Genomic DNA, 8,081 nt, shown 5'->3' with positions numbered 1-8,081 from the left:
CCCGGCCGCCCCGGCCGCCCCGGCCCCCGCCCCGAAGGCCGCACCGGTGGTCCCACTGCGGGCGGCCTGAACGGCCCGGGCCGTCCGGGCCGCCCGGGAGGACCGCCTCAGGACTCCGGCTGCTCGATGACCTGAGCGAGGTAGAGCGCCTCGCCGAGCTTGTCCAGCAGCTCCAGCTGGGTGTCGAGGTAGTCGATGTGCTGCTCCTCGTCGGCCAGGATGTCCTCGAAGATGTTCGCCGAGGTGACGTCGTTCTTGGCCCGCATCACCACGATCCCGCGCTTGAGCCGGTCGATCGCCTCGACCTCGACCTGGCGGTCCGCCTCGAACATCTCCTTGACCGTCTGGCCGATCCGGACGTGGAACAGCCGCTGGTAGTTGGGCAGCCCATCCAGGAACAGGATCCGGTCGGTGAGCGTCTCGGCGTGCTTCATCTCGTCGAAGGACTCGTGCCGGGTGTACTTGGCGAGCTTCGTCCAGCCGAAGTTCTCCTGCATCTTGGCATGCAGGAAGTACTGGTTGATCGCGGTCAGCTCGGCGGTGAGCTGCTCGTTGAGGAACTCGATGACCTCGGGATCGCCCTGCATGGTGATGCCTCCTGCGTGAGTCCTGTCCTGCGTCCTGTGCTGGGTCCTGCGCTGCGCATCCTGGCACCGCTTCGGGAGGAAATTCCAGTAAGTTCACACTCACTAGGAGATGTGGCGGAATATCCGATTCATCACGGAACGTGCTGGTGAGGGCTCGACCGTTGCTCCGTACGGGCCGGGGCGCGAATCCGCGCAAAGGGGCGCGCGCCGAGGCTCGTCCGCCGTCTGTCACCATGGATCCATGGGTCAGTCGAAACACGAACCGCTTCCGCCGTCTGACCCGAGGCTCCCCCCGGGCCAGCGCGCGCAGCGCGGCTGGCCCGCCCTGCACTACGGGCCGGTGCCCCGCTTCAAGCCCCTGACCTGGGACCTCCAGGTGTTCGGCGCCACCGCCTCGGCGGAGAAGCACAGCTGGGACTTCGAGGCCTTCTGCGCCCTCCCGCGCACCACCGTCGTCGGGGACATGCACTGCGTGACCAAGTTCTCGGTGCTCGGCAACGAATGGACGGGCGTGTCGGCCGCCGCCGTGCTCGACCTGGTGCCCCCGGCACCGGGCGTCACCCACGTCATGGTCTGGGCCGAGTACGGCTACAGCGCCAACCTGCGGCTGGCCGACTTCGCCGACCCCCGCACCCTGCTCGCCACCCACCGCAACGGCGAGGCGCTCACCGCCGAGCACGGCTTCCCGGTGCGGCTGGTGGTGCCGCGGCTGTACGCCTGGAAGGGCCCCAAGTGGGTGCGCGCGGTGGAGTACATGCGGGCCGACCGGCGCGGCTTCTGGGAGGAGCGCGGCTACCACAACCTCGCCGACCCCTGGCGCGAGCAGCGCTACTCCTACCAGGAGGAGCCCGGCGACGGGCCGCTGCGCTGAACCCCTCGCGGCGGCCGAGCGGGTCGGACGCGCCCTAGAACAGCGAGAACTTGACCGTCACCACGCTGCGCTGCGGGCGCCGCTCGCCCGCCGCCGGGCTCTGGCCGGAGGAGGTGACCGCGCCGAACACGTCCCAGCCGCTGGTCTGCATGGTGAAGCCCGCCGCCTGGAGCGCCTTCTGCGCCTCGTCCTTGCCCATCCCCGTGACGTTCGGGACCGGCACCATGCCCTTGCTGACCACCAGCGAGACCGCGGAGTTCTCCTGCAGCAGCTGCCCGGCCGCCGGCGAGCTGCTGATCACCGAGCCCTCGGGCACGGTGTCGTCGTAGGTCTCGGCCACACCGCCCCTGGTCAGCTGGGCGCCGGCCAGGGCCGAGGCGGCGTCGGCGGAGCTCTTGCCGGCGAGGTCCGGCACCGCGATCCGCTTGGGGCCCCGGGAGACGGTGACGGTGACGCTGTCGCTCTTGCGGGTGCGCGCACCCACCCCGGGATCCACGGAGATCACCTGCCCGGACGGCACGGACTCGCTGAACACCTCGACGAACCTGCCGTGCAGGCCCTCCTTGTCCAGGACCCGCTGCGCCTCGGCCCGGTCCTTGCCGAGCACGCCCGGCACCGCGCCGTACAGCCCCTCGGAGATCCCGTAGGTGGCGCCGCCGATCGCCAGGACCAGGGCGGCCACCGCGGCCGTCCAGATCAGCGGCCCGCGGGGGAGACGGCGGCGCGGCGTGGCCGGCCGGCGCCGCTGCACCGGGGTCGGCTCGTCGTACGGGCGGGGCTCGGCGAGCAGCTCGTCCATCAGCTCCGGCGGCATGTCCAGCACGCTGGTGCGCTCGGTCGGCGGGGCGTCGGCGGGCCGCGGCAGCGGCTGGACCACCGAGGTCGGCTCGGTGGTCGGGTAGCGAGGGCCGGGCCGGGTGGAGGCCGGCGGCTCGGCGTCCAGCTCGGCCGGGGTGAGGGTGCGGCGCACCCGCTGGAGGGCGGCGAGCAGCTCGACCGCGTCGTACGGGCGCGCGTCGGCGGACCGGGCGCAGGCGCCGGCCACTATCGCGTCCAGTTCGGGGCCGACGGCGGGGGCGACCAGGGAGGGGGCCGGGACGTCCTCGTGCAGGTGCTTGTACATGACCTGGACGGGATTGTCGCCGGTGTGCGGGCGGCGGCCGGTGAGCATCTCGTACAGCAGGATGCCGGCCGCGTAGACGTCCACCCGCTGGTCGGTCGGGGCGTCCGGGAGGATCTGCTCGGGGGCCAGGTAGGAGACGGTGCCCATGACCGTGCCGCCGGTGGCGGTGGTGGTCGAGGTGGGCGCGCCGTCGGCGGTGCCGAGCACCCGGACCAGGCCGAAGTCGGCGACCTTGACCAGGCCGCCGTCGGTGATCAGCACGTTCTCGGGCTTGACGTCGCGGTGGACCAGCCCGGCCCGGTGGGCGGCGCCGAGCGCGGCCAGTACCGGCTCCAGCACGTCCAGAGCGGCCCGGACGGACAGCGCGCCGCGGTCGCGCAGCAGGTCGCGCAGGGTGCGGCCGGGCACGTACTCCATGGCGAGGAAGACGTGACCGCCGTCCGCGCCCTGGTCGAAGACGGTGACCACGTTGGGGTGGGTGAGCTTGGCGACGGCCTTGGCCTCGCGGATGAAGCGGGCGGTGAAACCCGCGTCGCCGGCCAGCGAAGGGTGCATCACCTTGAGTGCGACCACGCGGTCCAGACGGGTGTCGGTGCCCTTGTAGACGGTGGACATCCCGCCGGTCGCGACGCGCTGCTCGACCCGGTACCGGTTGTCGAGCAGGGCGCCGATCAAGGGGTCGTGCAGTGCCATGTCCACTCGGAGAGTCTAGAGCCGCCCGGGACGGCCGGTCCCGGAGGACACCGCCTCCGGGACCGGCTTGTGACATGCGCGACGGTTCAGAACGCGGGGCGCTCGCGGCTGTCCAGGTCGGCCCGGCCGGCCATCGCGGAGGAGGCCTCGGCGTGGAAGCGGCGCGGGATCCGGCCGGCCCGGTGGGCGAGCCGGCCCGCCTCGGCGGCGTGCCGCATCGCCTCGGCCATCAGCACCGGGTCCTGAGCCCTGGTCACCGCGGAGGCGAGCATCACCGCGGCGCAGCCCAGCTCCATCGCCAGCGCCACGTCGGAGGCGGTGCCGGCGCCCGCGTCCAGGATCACCGGGACGCCCGCACCCTCCACGATCAGCTGGAAGTTGTGCGGGTTGCGGATGCCCAGGCCCGAACCGATCGGCGAGCCCAGCGGCATGATGGCCGCGCAGCCGACGTCCTCCAGCTTGCGGGCCAGCACCGGGTCGTCGTTGGTGTACGGCAGGACGGTGAAGCCGTCGTCGACCAGCGTCTCGGCGGCGTCCAGCAGCTCGATCGGGTCGGGCAGCAGGGTGCGCTCGTCGGCGATCACCTCCAGCTTGACCCAGTCGGTGCCGAGCGCCTCGCGGGCCAGTCGGGCGGTCAGCACGGCCTCGCCGGCGGTGAAGCAGCCGGCCGTGTTGGGCAGCACCCGGATGCCGTTGCGGGTCAGCACGTCGAGCACGGAGCCCTGGGTGGTGGCGTCGACCCGGCGCATGGCGACGGTGGTCAGCTCGGTGCCGGAGGCGAGCAGCGCGCGCTCCAGGACCTCCAGGCTGGGGGCGCCCCCGGTACCCATGATCAGCCGGGAGGAGAAGGCCGTCCCGGCGATGGTCAGAAGGTCGTCGGCCATGGTTCAGCCTCCCTGCACGGCGGTGAGGATCTCGATCCGGTCGCCGCCGGCCAGCGCCGTCCCGGGCCACGAACCGCGGGGCACCACGGCCTCGTTGAGCGCGGCGGCGACACCGGTGTTGGCGGCGCTGACGGCGGCCACCACCTCGGCGAGGGTGGTCGTGGCGGACACCCGGCGGGGCTCGCCGTTGACGGTCAGGGCGATCTCGTTCGGGGTGATCTCGTTCGGGGCGATCTCGGTCATGCGGAGGCCTTCGTAGCGGGGGGTTCGGGGGAGAAGCGCAGGGGCGTGAACGGCCTTGCCGTTTCGGGGACTTCACCGGTGGCCAGGTACTCGGAGACCAGGTCGGCGGTCACCGGGGTGAGCAGCACGCCGTTGCGGTAGTGGCCGGTGGCGGCGACCAGCCCGGGCAGTGACGTCGGGCCGAGCAGCGGGGCGTTGTCCGGCGATCCGGGGCGCAGCCCGGCGGAGGTCTCCAGCAGCGGGAGTTCGGTGATTCCCGGGACCAACTCGTGGGCGTCGCGCAGGAGTTCGTACACCCCGCCGGCGGTGACGGTGGTGTCGTAGCCCTGCTCCTCGGTGGTCGCGCCGACCACCAGCTCGCCGTTCTCCCGGGGCACCAGGTACAGGTGCCGGCCGCGGACGACGGCGCGGACGTTGCGGGACAGGAACGGGCGGTAGGCGTCCGGGACGTGCAGCCGCAGCACCTGCCCCTTCACGGGGCGGATCGCGGGCAGCACACCGTCGGGCAGGCCGGGCAGCCGGTGGCTGTGCGGGCCGGCGGCGAGGACGACCTGCCCGGCGCCCACCCGTTCCCCGGTCGAGAGCCGGGCGCCGGTCGCGCGGCCGCCCTCGACCAGCAGCTCGACGGCCTCGGCGCGGTGCAGCAGGACGTTCGCGTTCCCGCAGGCGGCGGCCAGGGCGGTGAGCAGGCGCCGGGGGTCCACCTGGTGGTCGTCCGCGACGTGCAGGCCGCCGCGCACGCCGGGGGCGAGCATCGGCTCCAGCCTGCGGGCCTCCCGGCCGGTCAGCCAGGTCGAGTCCAGACCGAGCCGCTGGTGGAAGGCGTGCAGCTCGCGCAGTTCCTCGCGGTCGTCGGAGTCCAGCGCCACGGCGACGGTGCCGCAGCGGCGGTAGCCGGTGTCCCGGCCGCCGCTCGCCTCGGAGAGCTCGGCGGCGAAGGCCGCGTACCGCTCGTTCGAGGCCATCCCGAGGCGGAGCAGCGGCTCCTCGCCGTACTGCAGCTCGGTGACCGGGGCGAGCATCCCGGCCGCGACCCCGGCGGCCCCGCCGCCGGGGGAGGGGTCGACCACGATCACGTTCCGCAGCCCGCGCTGCGCGGCGCGCCAGGCGACGGCGAGGCCGATGACGCCCCCGCCGATCACCAGCACGTCGGCGTGGGCGCCTGATGGCAAGCGTGACAAAGCTGCTCTTCTCCCTTCGCCGGTATGACCCGGATCAGGTTCGGACGGTCGCAGGCCGTGCCAGCCCGCCTCTCAGCCCGGTGCGCCGGGCTCCCGTGTGGTGCCCCCACCTTAACGCCGGGGGTCGGCCCGGCCGAAGGCCCGTACAGCGGGCGGACGGCCCGCAGGCCGCCGCGTCGCGCTGAGTACAGTGACGGGCGTGGCAGAGCTGAGCGGAACGGATCAGGTGGTCGTCGTCGGAGCCGGGCTGGCCGGGGCGCAGTGCGCCCTCAAGCTGCGGCAGGGCGGCCGGCAGGGGCCGATCGTGCTGGTCGGCGAGGAGCCGCACGCGCCGTACGACCGGCCGCCGCTCTCCAAGGACGTGCTGCTCGGCAAGGCCGACTCCACCGCCCTGGACATCGACTACGGGCCGCTCGGCATCGAGCTGCTCACCGGCCGCCGGGCCACCGGCCTGACCCCCGGCGTGCTGCACACCGACGGCGGCGACCTCCCGTACGGCTCGCTGGTGATCGCCACCGGCGCCGTCCCGCGAGCCCTGCCCGGCGCCGAGCGCGCGCACCTGCTGCACACCCTGGACGACGCCCTGGCGCTGCGCGCGCTGCTGCGCCCCGGGCTGCGGCTGGTGCTGGTCGGCGCGGGTTGGATCGGCGCCGAGGTGTCCACCGCGGCCCGCGCGGCGGGCTGCGAGGTGACCGTGGTCGAGGCCGGCCCGGCGCCGCTGCCCGGCGCGCTGCCGACCGAGGTCGGCTCGGCGATGGCCGCCTGGTACGCCGGGGCCGGGGTCGACCTGCGCTGCGGGGTCGGCGTGGCCGCCGTCCAGCCCGGCGCGGTGCTGCTGGTGGACGGCTCGCACCTGCCCGCCGACGAGGTGGTGGTCGGCATCGGGGCCCGCCCCGCGACCGGCTGGCTGGCCGGATCCGGGGTCGAGCTGGACGCGGCCGGCGCCGTCGTGGTGGACGGGCGGCTGCGCACCTCGGTGCCCGGGGTGTTCGCGGCCGGCGACTGCGTCAGCTACCCCTCGGCCCGGGCCGGGGCCCGGCTGGCCGTCCAGCACTGGGACCACGCCCTGCAGTCCGGCGAGGCGGTGGCCGCAGCCGTCCTGGGCGCGGACGCGCCGGCCTACGACCCGGTGCCGTACTTCTGGTCCGAGCAGTTCGGCCGGATGGTCCAGTACGCCGGCCGGCACGCCGAGGGCGACGAGCTGCTGTGGCGCGGCTCCCCGAGGGACGGCGACTGGTCGGTGCTCTGGCTGCGCGACGGCGTGCCGAGCGCGTTGCTGGCCGTGGACCGGCCGCGCGACCTCACCCAGGGGCGGAGGCTGATCGAGCGCGGTACGGCCCTGGATCCGGCCCGGGCGGGCGACCCGGCGGTGCCGCTGAAGTCGGCCGTCGCGGGGTAGTGCCTGGTGCGCGGTGGGCCGCGGAGGTGGCAGTCTGGTGGCGTGAGTGAGATCGAAAGCAAGATTGAAGCCCTGGTCACCGACTGGATGTACCTGCCCGACATCTCGGAGCAGTGGGGGGTCCGGGTCACCGAGGTACGTGACCTGGTCAAGAACGGCGGCCTGATCGCCGTCCGGCGCGGGCCGAACAAGTCGCTGCAGGTCCCGGCGGCGTTCATCGACGGCCCGGGCCTGGTCAAGCACCTGTCCGGCACCCTGACCGTCCTGCGGGACTGCGGGTACAACGACGTGGAGATCCTGGAGTGGCTCTTCACCGAGGACCCGTCGCTGCCCGGCAGCCCGATCCAGGCGCTGCGGGAGAACCGCGGCACCGAGGTGAAGCGCCGCGCCCAGGCGATGCTGATCTGATGGCGGCGGACACGCTGCGTACCCGGCTGGCCGACGCCCGGCTCTACCTGTGCACCGACGCCCGCCGGGAGCAGGGCGACCTCGCCGAGTTCCTGGACGCGGCGCTGGCGGGCGGGGTGGACATCGTCCAGCTGCGGGACAAGGGCCTGGAGGCCAAGCAGGAGCTGGAGGCCCTGGAGGTCTTCGCCGACGCCTGCCGCCGGCACGGCAAGCTGCTGGCCGTCAACGACCGTGCCGACGTCGCCCACGCGGCCCGGCCGGACGTCCTGCACCTCGGCCAGGACGACCTGCCGGTGCAGGCCGCCCGGGCGATCCTCGGCGAGGACGTGCTGATCGGCCGTTCCTGCCACGCCGAGTCCGAGGTGGACGCGGCGATCGCCGAACCCGGTACGGACTACTTCTGCACCGGCCCGGTCTGGCCGACCCCGACCAAGCCGGGCCGCCCGGCCCCGGGCCTCGGCCTGGTCTCGTACGCGGCGAAGCAGGACACCGACCGGCCGTGGTTCGCGATCGGCGGGATCGACCTCGGCCACCTGGACGAGGTGCTGGCCGCCGGTGCCCGCAGGATCGTCGTGGTGCGGGCCGTCACCGCCGCGGCGGATCCGCGGGCGGCCGCCGCCGAGCTGTCCCGCCGGGTGCGCGCCGCGCTCTGACCGGCCCGGATCAGCGGGATCCGGGGGCCCGCAGGCCCC

The 8,081-nt window shown here is 74.1% G+C and carries 9 protein-coding genes and 1 riboswitch; of the genes, 4 read left to right on the top strand and 5 right to left on the bottom strand.

Translation table 11 applies throughout. From position 1 onward, the window contains the following. Positions 1–107 precede the first annotated feature (107 nt). Entirely contained in the window at positions 108–587 is a 480-nt protein-coding gene (gene bfr, locus ACIQOV_RS16715) for a bacterioferritin (RefSeq protein WP_380551976.1), read from the bottom strand. Positions 588–828: 241 nt separating this feature from the next. Here bfr and ACIQOV_RS16710 point away from each other — a divergent pair, with 241 nt between their 5' ends. Next, positions 829–1,458 (top strand): sulfite oxidase-like oxidoreductase, encoded by a 630-nt coding sequence (locus ACIQOV_RS16710; protein ID WP_359897107.1) that lies wholly within the window; start codon positions 829–831, stop codon positions 1,456–1,458. A gap of 34 nt (positions 1,459–1,492) precedes the next feature. Here the strand turns inward: ACIQOV_RS16710 and pknB are convergent, their stop codons facing one another. From pknB to thiO, 4 genes are all read right to left on the bottom strand, one after another. Beyond that, positions 1,493–3,274: a Stk1 family PASTA domain-containing Ser/Thr kinase gene (gene pknB / locus ACIQOV_RS16705; protein ID WP_401049184.1), complete on the bottom strand. Its 1,782-nt coding sequence runs from the start codon at positions 3,272–3,274 to the stop codon at positions 1,493–1,495. Between the two features lie 86 nt (positions 3,275–3,360). Continuing rightward, entirely contained in the window at positions 3,361–4,158 is a 798-nt protein-coding gene (locus tag ACIQOV_RS16700; protein WP_401049181.1) for a thiazole synthase, read from the bottom strand. A gap of 3 nt (positions 4,159–4,161) precedes the next feature. Next, the gene (gene thiS / locus ACIQOV_RS16695; RefSeq protein ID WP_380551970.1) at positions 4,162–4,401 is read right to left on the bottom strand and encodes a sulfur carrier protein ThiS; all 240 of its coding nucleotides are present in this window, start codon (positions 4,399–4,401) and stop codon (positions 4,162–4,164) included. Continuing rightward, positions 4,398–5,573 (bottom strand): glycine oxidase ThiO, encoded by a 1,176-nt coding sequence (gene thiO / locus ACIQOV_RS16690; RefSeq protein WP_401049179.1) that lies wholly within the window; start codon positions 5,571–5,573, stop codon positions 4,398–4,400. The genes thiS and thiO overlap by 4 nt, the downstream gene beginning before the upstream one ends. 3 nt (positions 5,574–5,576) lie before the next feature. Continuing rightward, a riboswitch (TPP riboswitch) is annotated at positions 5,577–5,689 on the bottom strand. Between the two features lie 83 nt (positions 5,690–5,772). Between thiO and ACIQOV_RS16685 the strand changes: the two genes are divergently transcribed. From ACIQOV_RS16685 to thiE, 3 genes are read left to right on the top strand one after another with little or no spacing between them, the layout of a single operon-like run. Beyond that, a complete protein-coding gene (locus ACIQOV_RS16685; RefSeq protein ID WP_401049177.1) occupies positions 5,773–6,981 on the top strand; it encodes an NAD(P)/FAD-dependent oxidoreductase in 1,209 nt (402 codons plus the stop codon). Between the two features lie 42 nt (positions 6,982–7,023). Next, positions 7,024–7,389: an Rv2175c family DNA-binding protein gene (locus ACIQOV_RS16680; protein WP_189915099.1), complete on the top strand. Its 366-nt coding sequence runs from the start codon at positions 7,024–7,026 to the stop codon at positions 7,387–7,389. After that, complete coding sequence (gene thiE / locus ACIQOV_RS16675) at positions 7,389–8,042, top strand: thiamine phosphate synthase (protein WP_401049175.1); 654 nt, start codon at positions 7,389–7,391, stop codon at positions 8,040–8,042. The genes ACIQOV_RS16680 and thiE overlap by 1 nt, the downstream gene beginning before the upstream one ends. Positions 8,043–8,081: the final 39 nt, after the last annotated feature.

The sequence above is a fragment of the Kitasatospora sp. NPDC091257 genome, from assembly GCF_044757675.1.
Lineage (GTDB): Bacteria > Actinomycetota > Actinomycetes > Streptomycetales > Streptomycetaceae > Kitasatospora > Kitasatospora lactacystinica.
The sequence above is the reverse complement of the archived record's forward strand: the minus strand, read 5'-3'. Positions and strand labels throughout refer to the sequence as shown.